Below are 19,453 nucleotides of genomic sequence, written 5' to 3'. Positions count from 1 at the left end.
ACTAGAGCAATGCTAGCCCAGGCAGGGTTCCTTTGTTTTCAGTTTGCTCACTCTGGGACGGGAAGAGTTGTGGGTTTGAAGCCTGGTCGCTGGGCTTCATACGTGTCGATAGCGCCTTCGTGCTGGAGTGTCAGGCTGATGTCATCCAGCCCCTCCATGAGGCGGTAGCGCGTGAAGTCATCAATGTCGAAAGGCAGTGTGAGGTCATCACAGTGGACCGTCCGCGTTTCGAGGTTCACGGTGACTTCGATCCCAGGTTGGTTTTCGATGCGCTTGAGAAGGAGGTCAATGTCACTTTGCTCAAGCTGAGCCACGACAAGGCCGTTCTTTCCTGCGTTTCCGCGGAAGATGTCGGCAAAGCGTGATGACAGAACGGCTTTGAAACCGTAGTCGCGAAGTGCCCACACTGCGTGTTCACGTGATGACCCCGTCCCAAAGTCGGGCCCTGCCACCAGCACGGACCCGTGTGTGTACGGTTCGCGGTTGAGAACGAACTCAGGGTCTTTGCGCCAGCGCGCAAACAACGCGTCGTCGAAACCAGTTTTGGTTACGCGTTTGAGGTACACGGCCGGAATGATCTGGTCAGTGTCAACGGCCGAACGGTTCAATGGAACACCCACGCCGGTGTGTGAAGTGAACTTTTCCACGATGACTCCTATGTGCTCTTCGTTGCGTGGCTCTACGCCAGGTCTGCCGGGGTTGACAAGGTTCCGTTGACTGCGGTGGCCGCGGCCACGACTGGGCTGACCAAGTGGGTGCGTCCGCCTTTTCCTTGGCGTCCTTCAAAGTTGCGGTTCGAGGTGGATGCGCACCGCTCGCCTTCCGAAAGCTGGTCCGGGTTCATTCCCAGGCACATGGAGCATCCGGCGAATCGCCATTCCGCGCCGAAGTCGGTGAAGACCTTGTCCAGACCCTCTTCTTCAGCCTGCAGGCGCACTTTAGCCGAACCGGGGACCACCAACATGCGTACATTGTGAGCCTTTGAACGACCTCGGAGAACATGTGCTGCGCTTCGCAGGTCCTCAATTCTGGCGTTGGTACACGAGCCTAAGAACACGGTGTCCACCGCGATGTCTTTCAGCGGGGTGCCAGGTTCCAGGTCCATGTAGGCCAAGGCGTTTTCTGCCGCGATTCGTTCGTTTTCGTCAACCATCTGGGCAGGGTCGGGAATCGACTGTGAAAGTGGCAAACCTTGACCCGGGTTGGTCCCCCATGTGACATAAGGTTCGATGTCAGCGGCGTCCAGAACGACCTCGGCGTCAAATTCCGCATTCTCATCCGTACGCAAGGTCTTCCAGTATGCAACCGCCTGATCCCACGCGTCCCCCGTGGGCGCGTGAGGACGTCCCCGCAGGTACTCGAACGTGACGTCGTCGGGTGCGACCATGCCTGCGCGAGCACCTGCTTCAATCGACATGTTGCACAGGGTCATGCGCGCTTCCATGGACAGGTTGCGGATCGCTTCGCCTCGGAACTCGAGCACGTGGCCGGAGCCACCGTTGGTGCCGATCTTTGCGATGACAGCCAGGATGATGTCCTTGGCCGAGGAGTGTTCGGGCAGGGTTCCGTTGACTGTAATGGCCATGGTCTTAAACGGCTTGAGGGAGAGTGTCTGGGTGGCCAGCACGTGTTCGACTTCGCTGGTGCCGATCCCGAACGCGAGCGCGCCAAACGCGCCGTGGGTCGACGTGTGGGAGTCACCACACACCACAGTGGTTCCCGGCTGCGTCAGACCCAGTTGAGGGCCCACCACGTGTACGATCCCCTGCTCCACGTCACCCAGGGAATGCAAGCGGATGCCGAATTCTTCAGCGTTCTTCCGCAGGGTTTCGATCTGGGTGCGGCTGGTGAGGTCGGCGATGGGTTTGTCGATGTCAACGGTGGGGGTGTTGTGGTCCTCCGTTGCGATTGTGAGGTCGGGGCGACGTACTTTGCGGCCTGCGAGTCGCAAGCCTTCGAATGCCTGAGGGCTGGTGACTTCGTGGACGAGGTGGAGGTCAATGTAGATGAGGTCGGGTTCGTTGTTTTGACCGGCTGCGACAATGTGGTCAGCCCAGACCTTCTCCGCCAGTGTGGTTCCCACGGTAGATCTCCTTCACGACACGCAACCTGCACCTGCTACGTGACGCCGGCGCTCACATGCGATTTTCGAGACTCACACTAGCCAGATGTACCACCATCCGAACTTGCATCTTAGATGGTGAGACCTACAATTGAGGGTATGAGCAACCAAAATGGAAGTGGCGTTGGAGTTATCGACAAAGCCGCACTCGTCTTGTCCGCACTTGAAGCCGGGCCCGCTTCGCTGGCTGAACTCGTGAGCCTCACCGGCCTGGCCCGCCCCACCGCACACCGCCTGGCGGTTGCTCTTGAGTATCACCGGTTGGTCGGGCGAGACCTTCAGGGGCGTTTCGTTTTGGGCCCCCGCCTGTCCGAACTTTCATCCGCAGCCGGCGAGGACCGTCTGCTCGCGGCCGCTGGCCCTGTTCTCAACCAGTTGCGTGACCGCACGGGTGAGTCTGCTCAGCTGTTCCGTCGCCAGGGTGACTTGCGCTTGTGCGTCGCCGCAGCTGAACGTCCTGTGGGTCTGCGCGACTCAGTTCCTATTGGTGCCACGTTGAGTATGCGCGCAGGTTCTGCCGCGCAGGTATTGCTTGCATGGGAAGAACCGGACCGCATGCACACGGGTCTGCGTGGCGCACGTTTTTCTGCCACGATTCTTTCTGGTGTCCGCCGCCGAGGTTGGGCACAGTCGATCGCGGAACGCGAACGAGGCGTGGCGTCAGTTTCCGCTCCCGTCCGTGGCCCGAGTTCGCGGGTTGTTGCGGCGGTCTCGATTTCCGGTCCGGTGGAGCGTTTGACCCGCCAGCCTGGTCGCTTGCACGCGCAGTCCGTTCTGGAGGCGGCGAAGGCGCTTACGGATGCGCTAAACCGCGCATAAAACGCTTTTACAAAGCGGGGTTGCCCTTCCGTGGGGCAGCCCCGCTTTTTATGTCCGAATTGCGTAACATGTTTGGTGTAGCACCACCATGGACAAAGGATGCCAGCATGACTGACAACTACCCTTCAAACGGCGCACCTAACAACCCGACGCCACCCTCCAACGCACCGAGCGCGTACGGTTCAAGCCCATATGGCTCCGCTCCGCAGGCAACCCCGGGCAACGCGCCGCAGGGATCGGCCCAGACGAGCCAGGTTCCGCAGCAGCAGTATGCTTCTGCACCCGCACAACCCGCCGCCGGCCAGCCATATCCAGCTGCCAACTACAACACGGGCGGGGTTCCAGTTCAAAACGTTCAGCCAACGGGCCAGTTGCAGGCGCAGGCTCCTAAAGGCAACGTGTTTACGCGCTTCTTCAAGGCATTGTTTGATCTGAAGTTTGAAAACTTTGTGACGATCAACTTTGCCAGCGTCCTATATACGCTCTCGATCATCACAGCGGTAGGAACATGGCTTCTGTGGATCGTCATCACCGCGCTCGCTTCGGCGGCTGCTAGCGGTCTCAGCTACGCCTTCTCTGGTTCAGGCGGTGGGCTCTTGAGCATGATGTTCTTGCCCACTATTTTCCTGGGGTGGATTCCTGCTCTTGCGCAGATCATCTTGTCGCGTATTGCACTCGAATTCATGGTCGCCAATATCCGTACAGCTCAAAACACCACCGAAATGCGGAGGGCTCTGACCGACTAGTCGGAGCTAGCAACCGCATACGGCACGCATGAGGGGCGCATCTGTGTAGATGCGCCCCTCATTTGTATGAAGTTTTGGAATATGTACCCCCGAGCAGGTTCGAACTGCCGTTTCCGCCTTGAGAGGGCGGCGTCCTAGGCCACTAGACGACGGGGGCTTGTGCTGAAATAGCGCTGGGGTACCAGGACTCGAACCTAGACTAAATGAACCAGAATCACTCGTGCTGCCAATTACACCATACCCCAATGCAAGACTCGGGCTTGAAGCCCGCGTCGGCAACGAAAGACTACTTTACATACCTCGGCGCTCTTGTGCAAAACGGACTCGCATTTGTGTTGCCCATCACAGGGGGGGCGCTATCATCAAACCACCTCACCGGGTGTTTTCAAGGAGGCGAAAATGTTCGTATCAACTGTGGCGTTGTGCTCCCATCTTGTCATGAATACCGGGCCGCAAGTTCCGTTCTATGCCGACGCCGGTTTCGTCGCGATGATGTTCGTGGCTCCTGTTTCACTCATACTGCTGGTCACTGCGATAGTCCTGGTAGTTTTCGCCCGGCTCAAACCACTACACACGACACTGCTGATTCTGTTAGCAGTATTCGTGCCCATTCTGGGGCCGATCATCGCGATCATCATCGCAACCGCGCTCAAACGACGCAACCAAGCTGTGAGCTAACTCCTCACACCCAGTTACCCACCACAAGTGAGAAGTTTCAGTCTAGGGGTGGTGAGTAACTCGCCGATTTTGGGCCAAAAACGTGAACAAAACGAACAAAAAGGGTGTGTAGTCAACACCCCTTGCGAGGGGTGTTGGGTAAACGGTTTTTGTGCGCGTGGCTACAGTAGCGCCATCACACTTCGCCGCGCGTCATGGCCAGCAGGCGGTCCAGCACCCGCTCCCCTGACGCACGCAGTCCGTTGTGCTCATATTCGTTGGTCACCCACGGCTCAACACCCGCGAGCTTGGCAGTGGCCAAGGAATGTTTGCACGGCACATACGCATCGTCGAAGTACACCGCAGCAGCCGCGGGAACCTTGCCACGTGCGTGAGCAAGCTTGTCCGCGTCCCACATGACCGGCCATTCGTGGTCTGCCAGCCGATGCGCCACATCCTTCCACGCCTCCAGAGGACCGGACTCAAAGTGGTCCTGCGTCACGTGCTCACCGGCCAGAGCGAACGGCGACTGCCGTTCCGGACGGGCCCTTTCAGCAGCCCAACGCGTAGCGACACCGGATGCCCAGCAGCTTTCGTGCAATACCGCATAGATTGGGTTGCGCGCACCAAATGTCAAAGCGTCCTGGAGGTCGTGACGCCCGGCCACCGAGTCACCCAGTGCCAACAGGTAGTTCAAGCGTTCCGCTCCCCCGCTGGCGCCCAGGAACTGGCCCAGTCCACGCACATGAGCCTGTGTAGCCACTGTGCCATCCGGCAGCTCAATCCCACCGGTCGCACGCTCAAACAAACGCTCATATGCCTCCCGCGCATGCGGATAGCGTTGAAAGAACCGCTCCGATTTCCCGGCCATGATCGTCCACGTGTCCTGGTACGCCACCGCTGGGTCAGCGTCAGCTTCACCGCCGGCCGCACCTGGCACCCGTGGTAGCCCGCCGGTGAACATGACACGCTCCAAGGACTCAGGGTGTTCTGCCAAGTACCGCAACGCGGTAAACCCGCCGAACGACTGCCCCAACACCGCCCAGGTGGACGCTCCCAGGGACTCGCGAACGACCTCGGCGTCCTCCACAATGGCGTCCGCCCGGAAATGCGTCAGGTAGTCCGCCACTGTAGCCGGTGTCTGGTTATCACCCGTACCCACGAAATGCCCGTCAACAAACCCCACAGGGCTGGACTGCCCGGTGCCCCGCTGGTCCAACATGACCACGTTGTATTCGCGAAGTGCGCGCCCAACCCACCCAGATGGGTCTGTCACTCGCTGGGCTTCAAATCCCGGCCCTCCCTGCAGGTACACCAGGTACGGCTTTTCTGCGGAACCCGGCAGGGAGTACACGCGCGCGAAAACCTCGAGCTCCCCTGGGGTATCCCCAAAGTGATCGAGCGACACCGTGACGGTGTGTTCGTCAACGTTGAGTCCGGGGATCGTGTACGTGCGGGTGAGCATGGGTCTCCTTGTCGTTGTTCGCCGAGGTGGTTGCCGGGTTTCGTGGCTCAGGGCGTGCTTGCGGATTACTCAGCCAAGTGTTCGCGTAGTTTGTTGAGGCGGAACATGGACGAGTCCTTGCCCAGAATCTCCATGGATTCGAACAGAGGTGGCGAAATTCGGCGCCCAGAAACTGCCACGCGAAGCGGCCCGAACGCCAGACGAGGCTTAATGCCGGCCTTGTCTACCAGGGTTTCTTGCAGTGCTGTGTGGAGGGTGTCTGTGGTCCAGTCGGTGATGGGTTCCAGCGTTGCAATTGCCTGGTCCAGAACCTGTGGCGCGGTGTCTTTCAGGGTCTTGAGGCCGTCTTCGTAGAACTCGAAGTTGGCATCTGTCACGAAGAGGAAACGCAGAAGATCAGGAGCTTCGCTGAGCAGGTTCATACGGGTCTGCACAAGCGGCGCCGCTTCCTTCAACACTGCCAACTGCTCGGCGGTCGGTTCCTGGGGCAACACCTCGGCCGCCTGCAGGTACGGCACCAGACGCTGCGCAAAGTCGTCAACGTCCAACATGCGAATGTGGTCGGCGTTAATGGCCGTGGCTTTCTTAACGTCGAAGCGCGCCGGGTTGGGCAACACGTCGTGGATGTCGAACGCTTCGATGAGTTCATCAACGCTGAAAATGTCGCGGTCAGCAGCGATCGACCAGCCCAAAAGCGCAAGGTAGTTGATGAAACCTTCGGGGATGAACCCGTTGTCGCGGTGGTGGAACAGGTTCGATTCGGGGTCACGCTTGGACAGCTTCTTGTTGCCTTCGCCCATCACGTACGGCAGGTGGCCAAACTCTGGGGTGCGCTCAGCAACACCGATCGCCTTGAGGTGTTCGTACAGAACAATCTGGCGTGGGGTTGAGCTCAACAGGTCTTCACCACGCAACACGTGGGTGATTCCCATGAGCGCGTCATCAACTGGGTTGACCAGGGTGTACAGTGGCTGCCCGTTGGCGCGCACGACCACGAAGTCGGGAACAGAACCGGCCTTGAACGTAATGTCGCCGCGCACCATGTCGGTGAACGTGATGTCTTCATCAGGCATGCGCACACGCCATACAGGTTCGCGGCCTTGCGCCTTGAACTCTGCGATCTGTTCCTGGGTCAGGTCACGGTCATACCCGTCGTAGCCCAGCTTGGGGTCACGGCCTGCAGCCCGGTGACGCGCTTCGATTTCTTCTGCGTTGGAGTACGACTCGTAAATGTGGCCACCAGCTTTGAGCTTCTCAATGACCTCGGCGTAGATGTCGCCACGCTGTGACTGGCGGTAAGGGCCGTGTGGTCCGCCCACGTCGATACCTTCGTCCCAGTCCAGCCCCAGCCACTTCATCGCTTCGATGATTTGGCCGTAGGACTCTTCTGAGTCGCGGGCGGCGTCGGTGTCTTCTATACGGAAAACAAAGGTTCCGCCGGTGTGCTTGGCGTAGGCCCAGTTAAACAGGGCGGTACGCACCATTCCCACGTGCGGGGTTCCAGTTGGTGACGGGCAAAAGCGGACTCGTACAGTCACGGTGTTCCTTCTTTGTATATGTGTTCGTGTGTGTAAGTGTGGTGGTGAAGCTACGTTACGACGTTAGACGTCCATGACGGGGTTGGACAGAACTCCCAGCCCGTCAATGGCAATGTCGACGCGGTTACCAGCCTCAATGCGACCTACTCCCGCGGGTGTTCCCGTCAAGATGACGTCACCGGGAAGCAGGGTCATGACTTCGGTGAGGTGAGCAATGACGGTGGGAATGTCGAAGATGAAGTCTTCAGTGTTTCCGTCTTGTTTGAGTTCGCCGTCGACCCACGAACGAATGCGCACATTTTCTGGGTCGTATTCAGTTTCGATCCACGGCCCCAGAGGACAGCTGGAGTCGAAGCCTTTGGCCCGCGACCACTGTTTGTCGATCCGCTGGATGTCACGGAGTGTCACGTCGTTTGCTGCCGTGTACCCCAAAACATAGGAGTACGCGTTTTCTGGCGTAACGTTCTTGGCGATCTTAGAAATGACCACGGCCAGTTCAGCTTCGTAGGACACTTCTTCACTGATGGCAGGCAACCGGATAGGCTCACCGGGCCCCACCACCGAGGTGTTGGGCTTGAAGAACGTCAGCGGGCTCACCGGGACCTCGTTTCCGAGTTCGCGCGCATGATCGGCAAAGTTCCGGCCAACCCCAATGACTTTTGAGCGGGGCAGGATCGGGGCCAGCATCCGCACTTCGTCATAAGGCAGGCGTTCGCCGGTCGATTGCGCAGGGCTAAAGAATGGGTCAGAACTTAGGACCGCCACCTCCAGTTCCGAGGTGTCAAAAGTTCCGTCGTCGCTAACTTCAGGGAGGTTTCCTTCAACTACGCCGTAGTGTGGCGCGTCGTTGTGAACAAAACGAACGATTCGCATGGGCACTAGTCTAGTAGCCATGGAAACCCTCGCTTCGAATCCTGCGTATTCCCCTGTCACCGAATACTTGCGATCGATCCATATAGCCGGTTTGCAAAAAACCGGTGGGGCCATGGCGGATTACATTCCCGAACTCGCCAATCAGGACCCCAATCTGTTTGGGCTGGCGCTGTGTACCCCGGAAGGAGTCGTCTACTCCGTGGGAGATTCCGATAAGCCCTTCTCCATCCAGTCCGTGTCCAAGCCGTTCGTGTACGCGATGGCGCTTGCCGACCGTGGCCTGGAGCGCGTCAACGAATCTGTCGGTGAGGAACCATCTGGCGACCCGTTCAACTCGATCAGTCTGGACGAAGCGACTGGGCGCCCTGACAACCCCATGATCAACATTGGTGCGGTGACCACTCACGCCCTGGTTCATTCGCGAGGCGCCAGCAGGGAGGAGCGCGAAAAGCGGATTCTTGCCGGGATGAGCGCTTTTGCTGGCCGGGAGTTGTCCTATGACGACGCCGTGTATGAGTCTGAGATCGACAAGGCGTGGCGTAATTTGGCACTGGCTGCGTTGGTGCGTGCAAATGACCTCATCATCAGTGATCCCGCCGAGGTGGTGCGCGGCTACACGCGTCAGTGTTCCGTTGCGGTGACGGCCAAAGACCTGGCAGTGATGGGCATGACGTTGGCTTCCGGTGGGGTGAACCCGCAGACAGGCGAGCGTGTAGTTCCGGAGTGGGTGGCCCAGCAGGTGTTGTCCGTGATGACCACGTGCGGAATGTATGACGCGGCTGGTGACTGGCTCACCAATGTGGGGATTCCTGCAAAGTCCGGGGTTTCTGGCTGCATTATGGGGTCACTGCCCGGCCAGATGGGTGCGGCAGCGTTCTCACCTCCGATTGATAAGTTCGGCAACTCGGTACGTGGCGTGGACGCATTTGAACGCATGAGCGAAGACCTGGGCCTGCACATGATGAGGCCGCCCAGCCCTGTTCTGTCGTCTGTTTTGGAGAAAGAAACGGACAGCTCTGGCCGCCTGCACATTCACATTCAGGGAAGCATGGACTTCTCCCTGGCTGAAAAAGCGTTGCGCTCCATTCTTGAGACGCCAGAGAACAAGCAACCCATCGTCATCGATTTCAGGAGCGTACCGTCGGTGTCCCTGGTGGGGTACAAGCTGCTCCACGCTGGAATCTTTGAGCTCAAGCGCCGCGGCCACACAGTGACCATCCTCGACCCCAACGAGCACTTCGCGGACCTGCGCGACGAAGTTTACACGTCGCTGTCCGACATCGAACCGAACGAAGAACCCGTGGATTCGAGCTGGTTCGCTAAGTGATGTTCGACCTCGGCCGAATCTCTGCCAACCTGCCCGCAGCCTCGCTCGTGGAGCAGATTGCGGATCAACGACCTCGGGTAGCTGTTATCCAGGCGCCCCCGGGTTCCGGTAAGACCACCGTGGTCCCGCCCGCGGTTGCCAACCTGGGGTCAGGGCGCGTGATCGTCACGCAGCCTCGCCGCATCGCCGCCCAGGCGGCGGCTACTCGGTTGCGGGAACTGTCCGGGTTGCCGGTGGGGTACACCGTCCGAGGTGACCGCGACGTCCCAGCGGACGCGAAGGTGGAGTTCGTGACTACTGGGGTGTTGATCCGCAGGCTGTTGCGTGACCCGGAGTTGGCAGGTGTTTCGACCGTCATTTTGGACGAGGTCCATGAACGGTCGATCGATTCGGATCTGGCGTGTGCATTTGTGGCTCAGGTCGCGGCGATGCGGGATGACCTGCGCGTGTACGCGATGTCGGCCACGTTGGACAGTGACATGTGGACGGGCCTTCTCACGCAAGCCACGGGTGAAGAGGCGACGCTGTTGTCCGCTCACGTGCCCACGTTTGAGTGTGAGACCGTGTGGGAGCCCGGGCCGCGTCCGCTCACTGAACGTGGCGTGGACTGGGACTTCTTGGACCACGTGGCAAGTGTCGCAGTTGCCGAGGCTGGGCACCGCGGCGAGCGCGGTGGGGACGTTTTGGTGTTTGTGCCTGGTGCCCGCGAAATTGAGCGAGTGGCGGCCAGTGTGCGCCGTGACTTCCCCACCGAGGAGCTGTCCGGCCGGCTCAGTGTTGCCGCCCAGCAGCGGATCGTGCGCGGTCACGTACCTGAGAGCACTCGGGTGATCGTGGCGACCAACATTGCCGAATCAGCGATCACGGTTCCAGGGGTGCGTTCTGTAGTCGATGCGGGGCTGGATCGGCAGGCACGGTTTGATTCCGTGCGCGGGATGTCCGGCCTGGTCACCGTGGGTGCGTCAAAAGCGGCCATGGTGCAGCGGGCGGGCCGTGCGCACCGTGAAGCCCCGGGCCGGGTCATCCGGTGTATGAGCCAAGCGGATTTCGCGTCCCGGCCAGCGCACACTCCCCCAGAGATCACAACCTCAGACCTCACGTCTACTGTGCTTGATTTAGCGGTGTGGGGAACCCCGCTGGGAGTCGGGCTGGACATGCCAACGGAGCTGCCGCCTCGGGCAACGGAGCGAGCGGTGCAGGCACTCACTGCGCTGGGGGCGTTGGACCAGGACGGGGAGGCAACCCCGGTTGGGCACAAACTCGCGAGCGTCCCGGCCGATCCGCATGTGGCTCGCGCGCTGTTTGACGGCGTGGAGAAGGTGGGGCCGCAAGCGGTGCGGGTCGCGTGCGCGCTGGCCGCTGATGAGAGGGCGCGGGATGTGCCGGAGTTGGTGTCGAAGCTTTCGGGCACGACGGCGTTTGAGCGCGAGGTGGCGAGGCTTTCCCGGATTGCCGGCGTGGATGCACCTAAGGGTTCCGTGCCACGTTCTGTTGTGGGGTTGGTGACCGCGTTGGCGCGCCCGGAGTGGATTGCCCGCCGCCGAGGCGACACCTACCTGACTGTCTCCGGAACCGGTGTGCGTGCGGATGGGTTCGATGACTGGATCGCGGTTGCCAGCATAGCGCGTGCGGGCAGTGAGGCGCGTGCGCAGTTGGCCGTGTCGATCGATGAAGCGACTGCGCTAGAGGCCGCCGGGGCGCTACACCGCACGGTTGAGCGCGCCGAGTTTACAGACGGCAAGGTGCAGGCCCGGAAGGTGGAGGAACTGGGTGCGATTGAGCTCGCATCCACCCCGGTGCAGCCATCAGCTCAGGCGGTAGTGGACGCTGTGCGGGCTGCGTGTGCGACACGTGGATTGCACGCCGTGGTGCCCGGGATTTCCGAGCAGCCGGGTGAGGGTGATCCCGCGTTTGAGTCCTTGCGTGGCAGGTTGGGCTTTGTGCATGCTGTCGTGGGCGACCCGTGGCCCGATGTCACGCTGAATGCCCTGCAGGACCTCACATGGCTTGAGCCTGACCTGGAGGCGCTGGGCCGTGGGCACAAGATTGACCTGGTGGCGGCGTTGCAACGCGTATTCCCTTGGCCGGAAGCGGCCCGGCTCAATGAGCTGGTTCCTGAACGGCTCGAGGTTCCCAGTGGTGCCAAAGTCCGGGTCACGTACCCCACGCCGGAGTCCCACGGGGATCAGCCGGAAGCTCCCGTGTTGGCAGTAAAACTCCAGGAGTGCTTTGGTCTGGCTGACACGCCTAGCATTCTGGGGCGCCCAGTGCTGATGCACTTGTTGTCACCAGCCCGCAGACCCTTGGCGGTCACGGATGACCTGCGCAGTTTTTGGAATGGGGCATATGCGCATGTGCGGGCCGAAAACCGGGGCAAGTACTCCAAACACCCGTGGCCTGAAGACCCGTGGAACGCGGTGCCCACGGCGCTCACTAACCGGTCAGCACCTCGCTAAGCTACCTGCCTTTGGCCGATAGAATAATTCCAGACTTCAGAAAGGGGCGCTCATGAAAATCGTCGCTGTTTCAGGTGCTGCAGGAAATATCGGATACAACGTTTTGGGCCGGCTCGCTGACGGCTACGTCTACGGGGACGAACCCATCGAGTTGCGCCTCCTCGAAGTCCCGCAGGCGGTTCAGGCTCTGGACGGGGTCATTATGGAGCTCGTGGACCACGCCTCCCCGCGCATCGCAAACATCGTGGCCACCGATGATCCCGAGGTTGCCTTCGACGGCGCTCACGCGGCCTTGCTCATCGGTTCGGCACCCCGCAAGGACGGCATGACCCGCGTTGATCTTCTTGAAGTCAACGCAGGCATTTTCGCCACTCAAGGCCGTGTTTTGGGGCAGGTCGCCCACCCGGACTGCAAAGTCGTGGTCACGGGAAACCCTGCCAACACGAACGCGTTGGTGGCCGCTCACCACGCAGAAAAAGAGGGCTTCAACCCCGCCAATATCACCGCGCTCACCCGCCTGGACCACAACCGTCTGATTGGACAAGTGGCCCAGCGCGCCCGCGTGAGTGCGGGTGAGATCGCTCAGGTGGCCGTGTGGGGTAACCACTCGAACACGCAGTTCCCTGACCTCACGTTCGCAACCGTGAGCGGCACTCCTGCCCTGGACGTCATTGATAAGGACACCTGGTTGGACACCATCGTGCCCACCGTTGCCACCCGCGGTGGCGCCGTGATTAAAGCCCGAGGTGGTTCCTCGGTGGTGTCTGCATCGTCAGCGACCTTGGATCACCTCCGCGACTGGGAACAGGGAACGGACGGCCGTTGGGTGTCCATGGCGGTCCCCACTCAAGCGCTACCCGAGGAGGCTCGCTACGGTGTTCCCGCCGGTGTGGTCTACTCTTATCCGGTGACGATTGAGAACGGCATTTACACGGTGGTACCTCAGCTGGAACTGACCGACCTTCAGCGGGAGCGGATTACCGCCTCGGCCAACGAACTCCTTGACGAACGCTCCACCGCAGCGGGCAAAGGACACCTCGACTAAACCGTGCATGTTCTTTCACCCTGCGAATGGCGGGAACTTCGTGACGCTCATGAACGGGCCGTTCATGAGCGCACTGCTTCCCACCTGGAACGCCGGTCACGAGGCGAAAAGCACCCGGTTGAGGACTTCCTTTTCACCTACTACCCGTTCAAACCCGGCAAGCTCGCCACATGGCACCCGGGTGCGGGAAGAGCGGTGGTGGTTGAGACCTCGGCGGATGAGACCTACTTCAACCGGCGCTGGTACACCCGTAGCCAGCACGCCGGCCACACGGTAGCTCATGTTGACGTGGGCGCGTGGGAAGCCGACCGCGGGCAGGGAGCCACATTCATCCGGCAACTGTTGGAAGCGACCGTAGACCGGGAGGCGTCGTTCGGGTGTTTTGGGTTGCACGAATGGGCCATGGTGTACAAGCAGACGGCGCAGGAACACCGCCACTCGCACGTGCCACTGCGGTTGAGCCAAGAAGAGACGGACCGCGTGGTCGAAAACCACCGCATCCAGTGCAGCCACTACGACGCGTTCAGGTTCTTCACTCCCCCGGCGCGCCCGCTGAACACGCTGCAACCCACACGGCAAGGGATGCGCACGAACGAACAACCAGGGTGTCTGCACGCCGGAATGGACCTGTACAAGTGGGCGATGAAGCTGGAACCGATTGTGGAATCGGCGACAGTGTTGGACGCGTTCGACCTGGCGCGTGCGATTCGCACTCTCGACATGGAAGCCTCACCTTACGATGTGCGCGCATGGGGGTACGGGATCGTCGCGATTGAAACCGCCCAGGGGAAGGCCGAATACATGCGCCGGCAAGAGGATTTTTCCCTGCAGGCTCAAGACTTAAGACGGCGTCTCATCACCCAGATTGACCAGGCACTAGAGCTGATCTAGTTGCCCGGCTGGTGCTAGACTCCCAGGCATGGGTCGGTTGAGTTTCTTGCAGTGGCCAGTGGTGCGTCAGCTCACCACTGGTGACGCCTTTGGTCGCGGTCCTTCCGTGACCAGTTCAAAGACCCAGAACACTGAACCGCGCACAGTGACCGCTGACAAAGTCGTTCAGTCCGTGTGCCCCTACTGCGCCGTGGGGTGTGGCCAGCGAATCTTCGTCAAAGACAACAAAGTTGTACAGATCGAAGGTGACCCGGACTCCCCTATTTCACGTGGACGCTTGTGCCCTAAGGGTGCGGCCTCAGAACAATTGGTGAACGCACCTGGACGTGTCACGGACGTTCTATACCGTGCTCCCCACTCCACGGATTGGGAAAAGATCAGCTTAGACACCGCGATGGACATGATCGCGGAACGTTTCATTGAAGCGCGTCGCGCTCACTGGCAAGACACTGACGAACACGGTCGTCCGCTTAACCGCACCATGGGAATCGCGTCCCTGGGTGGAGCCACGATCGACAACGAAGAAAACTACCTGGCTAAGAAACTGTTCACCGCCGCCGGCGCTGTTCAGATGGAAAACCAGGCACGTATTTGACACTCCGCCACGGTCCCCAGTTTGGGGTCCTCATTTGGGCGAGGAGGCGCCACCCAGTACCTCCAGGACATGGCCAATGCCGACTGCATTGTGATCCAAGGTTCTAACATGGCTGAAGCTCACCCCGTTGGGTTCCAATGGGTGACGGAAGCTAAAAAGCGTGGGGCACGCGTCATTCACATCGACCCTCGCTTTAGTCGCACCTCGGCACTTGCTGACAAGTACGTGCCTATCCGGGCGGGTTCAGACATTGTGTTCTTGGGAGCGCTCATCCGGTGGGTCATCGAAAACGACGCGTACTTTGCCGAGTACGTGAAGGCCTACACCAACGCCGCCACGATCATCAACGAGGACTACCGCGACACGGAGGACCTCGACGGGCTGTTCTCTGGGTTCGACAAGGACTCCAAGACCTACGACCAGTCCAGTTGGGCGTACGAAATCGATCCTGAAACGGGTCGCCCAGCCACCGACCCCACATATGAGCACCCCAGGACGGTTTTCCAAATCCTTAAGCGCCACTACGCGCGCTACACCCCTAAGCTGGTGGAACAGATGTGTGGCATTAAGCGCGAAGACTTTGAGTACGTGGCACGCTCCATCACGCAGAACTCCGGGCGGGAACGCACCACGTGCTTTGCCTACGCAGTGGGCTGGACGCAGCACTCCATGGGAACGCAGTTCATCCGCACGGCAGCGATCCTCCAGCTTCTGCTTGGAAACATGGGACGCCCCGGCGGTGGAATCATGGCATTGCGCGGGCACGCCACCATTCAAGGTGCGTCGGACATCCCGACCCTGTTCCACCTGCTTCCCGGCTACCTACCCATGCCCAAAGCCGGAACGCACGACACCCTGGACCAATACCTCGGCGCCGTGGGCGACAAAAAGAAGAAGGGCTTCTGGGCCAACGGCGATGCGTACGCGGTGAGCCTGCTCAAGTCGTGGTGGGGTGACAAGGCCACACCAGAAAACGACTTCGCGTACGACTACCTCCCCCGTATTAACGGACCGCACGGCACGTACCAGTCGTGCATGTTGATGCTTGAGGACAAGGTTGACGGGTACTTCTTGCTGGGGCAGAACCCGGCGGTGGGGTCTGCGAACGGTCGCATGCAGCGTATGGCCATGTCGCACCTCAAGTGGCTGGTTGTGCGCGACTTCAACATGATCGAATCGGCGACCTGGTGGAAAGAAGGGCCCGAAATCGAAACGGGCGAACTGCGCACAGAAGACATCGGTACGGAAGTCTTCTTCATGCCGGCGGCCAACCACACGGAAAAGGCCGGAACGTTCACACAGACGCAGCGCCTCGTGCAGTGGCGCCACCAAGCCATCACTCCGCCCGGGGATGCCACCTCGGACTTGGAGTTCCTCTACGACTTAGGAAACCGGATCCGCGCAAAGCTCGCTGACTCCACGGACCCGCGTGACCGTCCGCTCTTGGACCTCACGTGGGACTACCCAGTCGATGAACACGGTGAGCCCGACGCTTCAGCAGTCCTTGCCGAAATCAACGGTTTCCACCTCGACGGCCCCAACAAAGGTGAGCCACTCGCCAACTTCAATGAGATGCGGGCGGACGGAACCACCTCGGGCGGTTGCTGGATCTACACCGGCGTGTTTGCCGACGGAATCAACCACGCCGCCAACCGCAAACCGGGGCAGGAACAGGACATCGCAGCCCGCGAATGGGGTTGGGCATGGCCGGCCAACAGGCGCATGCTCTACAACCGCGCATCCGCTGACCCGCAAGGAAAGCCCTGGTCAGAACGTAAGAAGTACGTGTGGTGGGATCAGGAGCAGCAGCGCTGGACGGGTCACGACATCCCGGACTTCCCAGCCGACCGCGCTCCTGACTACGAACCGCCGGAAGACGCTGTGGGACCGGCCGCTCTTGCCGGTGATGACCCGTTCGTCATGCAAGCCGACGGTAAGGGCTGGCTCTTCGCACCCACCGGTGTGGTCGACGGGCCGATGCCCACGCACTACGAACCGCCGGAGTCGGCGATTCCGAACCCGCTGTACGACCCGCAGAACAGCCCAGCGCGCATGACGATCGCCGACGACATCAACCTGTACTCGCCGGGCAGTGGCGAAGCGGGCAAGGATGTGTACCCGCACGTGTTCACCACGTATCGCCTCACGGAACACCACACGGCAGGTGGAATGAGTCGCTGGTTGCCGTACTTAGCGGAACTCCAGCCGGAAATGTTCTGTGAGGTGTCCCCTGAGCTGGCTGAGCTTGAAGGCCTGACGCACGGGGAATGGGCCACGTTGATCACGCCGCGTTCAGCGATTGAGGCCCGCGTGATGGTCAGTGAACGCTTCACGCCGCTGGACATCAACGGGCGCACGGTTCACCAGATTGGTTTGCCGTACCACTGGGCGCAGGGTTCGCACGCGGTGGTGTCCGGGGATTCGGCGAACGACCTCATTGGTGTCACCATGGACCCCAACGCGCAGATTCAGGAGTCCAAGTCGATCGCGGTTGCCATCAAACCGGGGCGCAGGCCGCGTGGTGAAGCGTTGCGGGATTTGGTTGATAAGTACCGGGCCGAGGCGGGAGTCACCTTGGATACCGGGCACGACCTCCCAGCGCAGGAAGGTGCGGTTCCGCCCCCAGGCGAAGGGCCTACGCCGGTCGAAGGAGCTGAGGCGACGCGGGATAGTCAAAAGTGGGATGATAAGCGTGCGCGATTTAAACGAGGTGACAAGTAATGGGCCAGCTAGCCGGAGCGACCGACCCGATTGCTGATGCCAAATGGCACACCTCCCACGAACGCAAGGGCTTTTTCACCGACTCCTCCATTTGCATTGGGTGTAAAGCGTGCGAAGTTGCGTGCAAGGAGTGGAACCGGAACCCGCAGGACGGCTCGTTGGAGATGCTGGGTTCGTCCTTCGACAACACCGGTGGTCTTGGCGCGAACACGTGGCGACACGTGAAGTTCGTTGAGCAAGGCAAGGACGATATTGCGAGCGCACGGGAGTCGGGCCGCAAGCTGGTGAGCTTGGGTATGCCGCAGGTGCGCCCAGCAGGTAGCTCTCCCGAGGCGCGGGCCACCTTGCCTGCCCCGTCAGAGGATCTGTCTAACGTCGATGTTTTGGGTGGGCTGGCTGGCCAAGGTGACGCTGCTGGCGCGGGTGCCCCCACCGGCGCAGACGCTCAGCCGGATACCCCCGAGTTCCGCTGGTTGATGAGTTCGGATGTGTGCAAGCACTGCACGCACGCCGGATGCTTGGACGTGTGCCCCACGGGTGCGCTTTTCCGCACGGAGTTCGGCACTGTCGTGGTGCAAAATGACGTGTGCAACGGGTGCGGGACGTGTGTTGCTGGGTGCCCGTTCGGGGTGATTGAGCGTCGTGACGATGGCACGGTGAATACGAACCCGGACCGTGAACCGTTGGACCAGGAAGTGCCCAATCCAGGCACGGCGAACAAGTGCACGCTCTGTTACGACCGGCTCGTGGAGGGTCAGACTCCTGCGTGCGCACAGACGTGCCCCACCACGTCAATTAAGTTCGGTGACCATGACTCGATGGTCGAAACCGCGCAAGAACGCGTGGCCGAGTTGCGTGAGTCCGGCATGACTGAGGCACGGCTGTACGGCGCCAACCCCAATGACGGTGTGGGCGGAACGGGTTCGGTGTTCCTGCTTCTGGACGAACCTGAAGTGTACGGTTTGCCGCCCGACCCGCGGGTGCCCACGGCGGATCTGCCCAGCATGTACAAGCGTGCGGGAGTGGCTGCGTTAGGTATGCTCGCGGCCGCTACGGTCGCGTTCTTGGGAGGTCGCAAGTGACGCAAGAGTTCGACAGCTACCGGCCTCCAAAGCGCGAAAAGCGTTTCCGGAAGTTCTTTGGGCAAGGCGGCAAGCGTAAAAAGCGCGGTGGCGAAGACCTCATGGTGGATGAGGCACAGTTCGAGTCGTATTACGGTCGCCCGATTGTAAAAGCCCCGCCGTGGAAGCATGAGATTGGCGCGTACCTGGTGTTGGGTGGCATTGCCGGTGGTTCCGCTTTGCTGGCAGCTGGCGCTCACATGACGGGGCTGCACGAGCTTCGTCGTAACGCCAGGCTCACAGCTTTGGGCGCGATCAGTGCCGGAGCGGTGGCGCTGATTGCTGATCTGGGGCGTCCCGAACGTTTTCTTAACATGATGCGCACCGTGAAGGTCACGTCCCCTATGAGTTTGGGGTCGTGGATTTTGGGTGGTTTTTCCACCGGTGCGGGTGTAGCTGCCGCGGCCGAGGTCGTGCGCATGTTGGAAGGTCACATCCCCGGCGAAGATACTGCGTTGGTGAAGGCCGGTAAGAAGGCTCTGTTCGCCATGGAAACCCCGGCAGGGTTCCTCGCGTCTGCTTTGGGTGCGCCACTTGCCGTGTACACGGCAGCGCTCTTGTCCAACACAGCAGTTCCCACCTGGAACGCGGCCAGGCGAGGGTTGCCGTTTGTGTTTGCCTCCTCGGCGTCTTTGGCAGCCGGAGGTGCGGCCATGGTCACCACTTCCCCCGCGCAGGCGGGGCCAGCGCGACTCTTAGCGCTCATGGGTGTGGCCGGGGACTTGATTGCGCTGACGTGGACCAAGAAGGACATGCACCCGTTGGAAGCCGAACCGCTGGAGATTGGGCACGCGGGCAAGCTCATGCACTTGTCAGAAGCGTGTGTGATTGCCGGCGGTGTGGGCACTGCCCTGGTGGGGCGCAACCGGGTGGGTGCGATTGTGTCGGGCGCGTGCCTGGTGGCAGGTTCGGCGCTGACCAGGTTCGGAGTCATGGACGCAGGGCACGCGTCCACACAGGACCCCAAGTATGTGGTGGAACCGCAGAAAGCCCGGTTGCGGGCGCGTCAAGAGGCGGGTATCACGCACGACTCAATTGTCACGTGAGGTGACTGGCTGAGCGTAAAGACTGCGTCAG

At 60.7% G+C, this 19,453-nt stretch carries 15 protein-coding genes and 2 tRNA genes; 10 read left to right on the top strand and 7 right to left on the bottom strand.

Features of this window, described 5'->3' with window-relative positions; all coding sequences use genetic code 11:
• Positions 1 to 47: 47 nt before the first annotated feature.
• Both leuD and leuC read right to left on the bottom strand, forming a co-directional pair.
• Entirely contained in the window at positions 48 to 647 is a 600-nt protein-coding gene (gene leuD, locus JOE56_RS08560) for a 3-isopropylmalate dehydratase small subunit (protein WP_204515656.1), read from the bottom strand.
• Positions 648 to 679: 32 nt separating this feature from the next.
• Positions 680 to 2,083, bottom strand: a complete 1,404-nt coding sequence (gene leuC, locus JOE56_RS08555) for a 3-isopropylmalate dehydratase large subunit (protein ID WP_204515655.1) — start codon at positions 2,081 to 2,083, stop codon at positions 680 to 682.
• Between the two features lie 138 nt (positions 2,084 to 2,221).
• On the opposite strand from leuC, the gene JOE56_RS08550 reads away from it, so the two are divergent.
• Both JOE56_RS08550 and JOE56_RS08545 read left to right on the top strand, forming a co-directional pair.
• Positions 2,222 to 2,941 carry an IclR family transcriptional regulator gene (locus JOE56_RS08550; RefSeq protein WP_102238688.1) on the top strand — a complete coding sequence of 240 codons (720 nt, stop codon included), beginning with the start codon at positions 2,222 to 2,224 and terminating at the stop codon, positions 2,939 to 2,941.
• Between the two features lie 107 nt (positions 2,942 to 3,048).
• Positions 3,049 to 3,687 (top strand): DUF4282 domain-containing protein, encoded by a 639-nt coding sequence (locus tag JOE56_RS08545; protein WP_204515654.1) that lies wholly within the window; start codon positions 3,049 to 3,051, stop codon positions 3,685 to 3,687.
• 84 nt (positions 3,688 to 3,771) lie between these two features.
• Here the strand turns inward: JOE56_RS08545 and JOE56_RS08540 are convergent.
• A tRNA-Glu gene (locus JOE56_RS08540) sits at positions 3,772 to 3,844 on the bottom strand.
• Positions 3,845 to 3,860: 16 nt separating this feature from the next.
• Positions 3,861 to 3,932, bottom strand: a tRNA-Gln gene (locus tag JOE56_RS08535).
• Between the two features lie 154 nt (positions 3,933 to 4,086).
• Here JOE56_RS08535 and JOE56_RS08530 point away from each other — a divergent pair.
• Positions 4,087 to 4,365: a hypothetical protein gene (locus tag JOE56_RS08530; protein ID WP_204515653.1), complete on the top strand. Its 279-nt coding sequence runs from the start codon at positions 4,087 to 4,089 to the stop codon at positions 4,363 to 4,365.
• Between the two features lie 175 nt (positions 4,366 to 4,540).
• Here the strand turns inward: JOE56_RS08530 and JOE56_RS08525 are convergent, their stop codons facing one another.
• The 3 genes from JOE56_RS08525 to JOE56_RS08515 form a co-directional block, all read right to left on the bottom strand.
• The gene (locus JOE56_RS08525) at positions 4,541 to 5,809 is read right to left on the bottom strand and encodes an alpha/beta fold hydrolase (RefSeq protein WP_204515652.1); all 1,269 of its coding nucleotides are present in this window, start codon (positions 5,807 to 5,809) and stop codon (positions 4,541 to 4,543) included.
• 65 nt (positions 5,810 to 5,874) lie between these two features.
• Positions 5,875 to 7,293, bottom strand: a complete 1,419-nt coding sequence (gene gltX / locus JOE56_RS08520; protein WP_239530727.1) for a glutamate--tRNA ligase — start codon at positions 7,291 to 7,293, stop codon at positions 5,875 to 5,877.
• Positions 7,294 to 7,410: 117 nt separating this feature from the next.
• A complete protein-coding gene (locus tag JOE56_RS08515; protein ID WP_204515650.1) occupies positions 7,411 to 8,220 on the bottom strand; it encodes a fumarylacetoacetate hydrolase family protein in 810 nt (269 codons plus the stop codon).
• A gap of 19 nt (positions 8,221 to 8,239) precedes the next feature.
• Here JOE56_RS08515 and glsA point away from each other — a divergent pair, with 19 nt between their 5' ends.
• The 7 genes from glsA to nrfD are packed head-to-tail and all read left to right on the top strand — an operon-like array spanning position 8,240 to position 19,422.
• The gene (gene glsA / locus JOE56_RS08510; RefSeq protein ID WP_239530412.1) at positions 8,240 to 9,547 is read left to right on the top strand and encodes a glutaminase A; all 1,308 of its coding nucleotides are present in this window, start codon (positions 8,240 to 8,242) and stop codon (positions 9,545 to 9,547) included.
• Positions 9,547 to 12,003 carry an ATP-dependent RNA helicase gene (locus JOE56_RS08505; RefSeq protein WP_204516114.1) on the top strand — a complete coding sequence of 819 codons (2,457 nt, stop codon included), beginning with the start codon at positions 9,547 to 9,549 and terminating at the stop codon, positions 12,001 to 12,003. The genes glsA and JOE56_RS08505 overlap by 1 nt, the downstream gene beginning before the upstream one ends.
• A 52-nt stretch (positions 12,004 to 12,055) precedes the next feature.
• Positions 12,056 to 13,048 (top strand): malate dehydrogenase, encoded by a 993-nt coding sequence (locus tag JOE56_RS08500; protein WP_204515648.1) that lies wholly within the window; start codon positions 12,056 to 12,058, stop codon positions 13,046 to 13,048.
• A gap of 3 nt (positions 13,049 to 13,051) precedes the next feature.
• Complete coding sequence (locus JOE56_RS08495; protein WP_204515647.1) at positions 13,052 to 13,939, top strand: 3-methyladenine DNA glycosylase; 888 nt, start codon at positions 13,052 to 13,054, stop codon at positions 13,937 to 13,939.
• A 28-nt stretch (positions 13,940 to 13,967) separates the two neighbouring features.
• Positions 13,968 to 17,255 (top strand): formate dehydrogenase-N subunit alpha, encoded by a 3,288-nt coding sequence (fdnG, locus tag JOE56_RS08485; protein ID WP_239530411.1) that lies wholly within the window; start codon positions 13,968 to 13,970, stop codon positions 17,253 to 17,255.
• A complete protein-coding gene (locus tag JOE56_RS08480) occupies positions 17,255 to 18,337 on the top strand; it encodes a 4Fe-4S dicluster domain-containing protein (RefSeq protein WP_204515644.1) in 1,083 nt (360 codons plus the stop codon). The genes fdnG and JOE56_RS08480 overlap by 1 nt, the downstream gene beginning before the upstream one ends.
• Positions 18,334 to 19,422 (top strand): NrfD/PsrC family molybdoenzyme membrane anchor subunit, encoded by a 1,089-nt coding sequence (nrfD, locus tag JOE56_RS08475; protein ID WP_204515643.1) that lies wholly within the window; start codon positions 18,334 to 18,336, stop codon positions 19,420 to 19,422. Before JOE56_RS08480 ends, nrfD begins: the two co-directional genes overlap by 4 nt.
• Positions 19,423 to 19,453: the final 31 nt, after the last annotated feature.

The sequence above is a fragment of the Brevibacterium paucivorans genome (assembly GCF_016907735.1).
Classification (GTDB): domain Bacteria; phylum Actinomycetota; class Actinomycetes; order Actinomycetales; family Brevibacteriaceae; genus Brevibacterium; species Brevibacterium paucivorans.
The sequence above is the reverse complement of the archived record's forward strand: the minus strand, read 5'-3'. Positions and strand labels throughout refer to the sequence as shown.

Coding starts and splice junctions, on each gene's coding strand:
- JOE56_RS08550 (WP_102238688.1), top strand. CDS start 2,222: ATGAGCAACCAAAATGGAAGTGGCGTTGGAGTTATCGACAAAGCCGCA.
- JOE56_RS08545 (WP_204515654.1), top strand. CDS start 3,049: ATGACTGACAACTACCCTTCAAACGGCGCACCTAACAACCCGACGCCA.
- JOE56_RS08530 (WP_204515653.1), top strand. CDS start 4,087: ATGTTCGTATCAACTGTGGCGTTGTGCTCCCATCTTGTCATGAATACC.
- JOE56_RS08525 (WP_204515652.1), bottom strand. CDS start 5,809: ATGCTCACCCGCACGTACACGATCCCCGGACTCAACGTTGACGAACAC.
- gltX (WP_239530727.1), bottom strand. CDS start 7,293: ATGGTGCGTACCGCCCTGTTTAACTGGGCCTACGCCAAGCACACCGGC.
- JOE56_RS08515 (WP_204515650.1), bottom strand. CDS start 8,220: ATGCGAATCGTTCGTTTTGTTCACAACGACGCGCCACACTACGGCGTA.
- glsA (WP_239530412.1), top strand. CDS start 8,240: ATGGAAACCCTCGCTTCGAATCCTGCGTATTCCCCTGTCACCGAATAC.
- JOE56_RS08505 (WP_204516114.1), top strand. CDS start 9,547: ATGTTCGACCTCGGCCGAATCTCTGCCAACCTGCCCGCAGCCTCGCTC.
- JOE56_RS08500 (WP_204515648.1), top strand. CDS start 12,056: ATGAAAATCGTCGCTGTTTCAGGTGCTGCAGGAAATATCGGATACAAC.
- JOE56_RS08480 (WP_204515644.1), top strand. CDS start 17,255: ATGGGCCAGCTAGCCGGAGCGACCGACCCGATTGCTGATGCCAAATGG.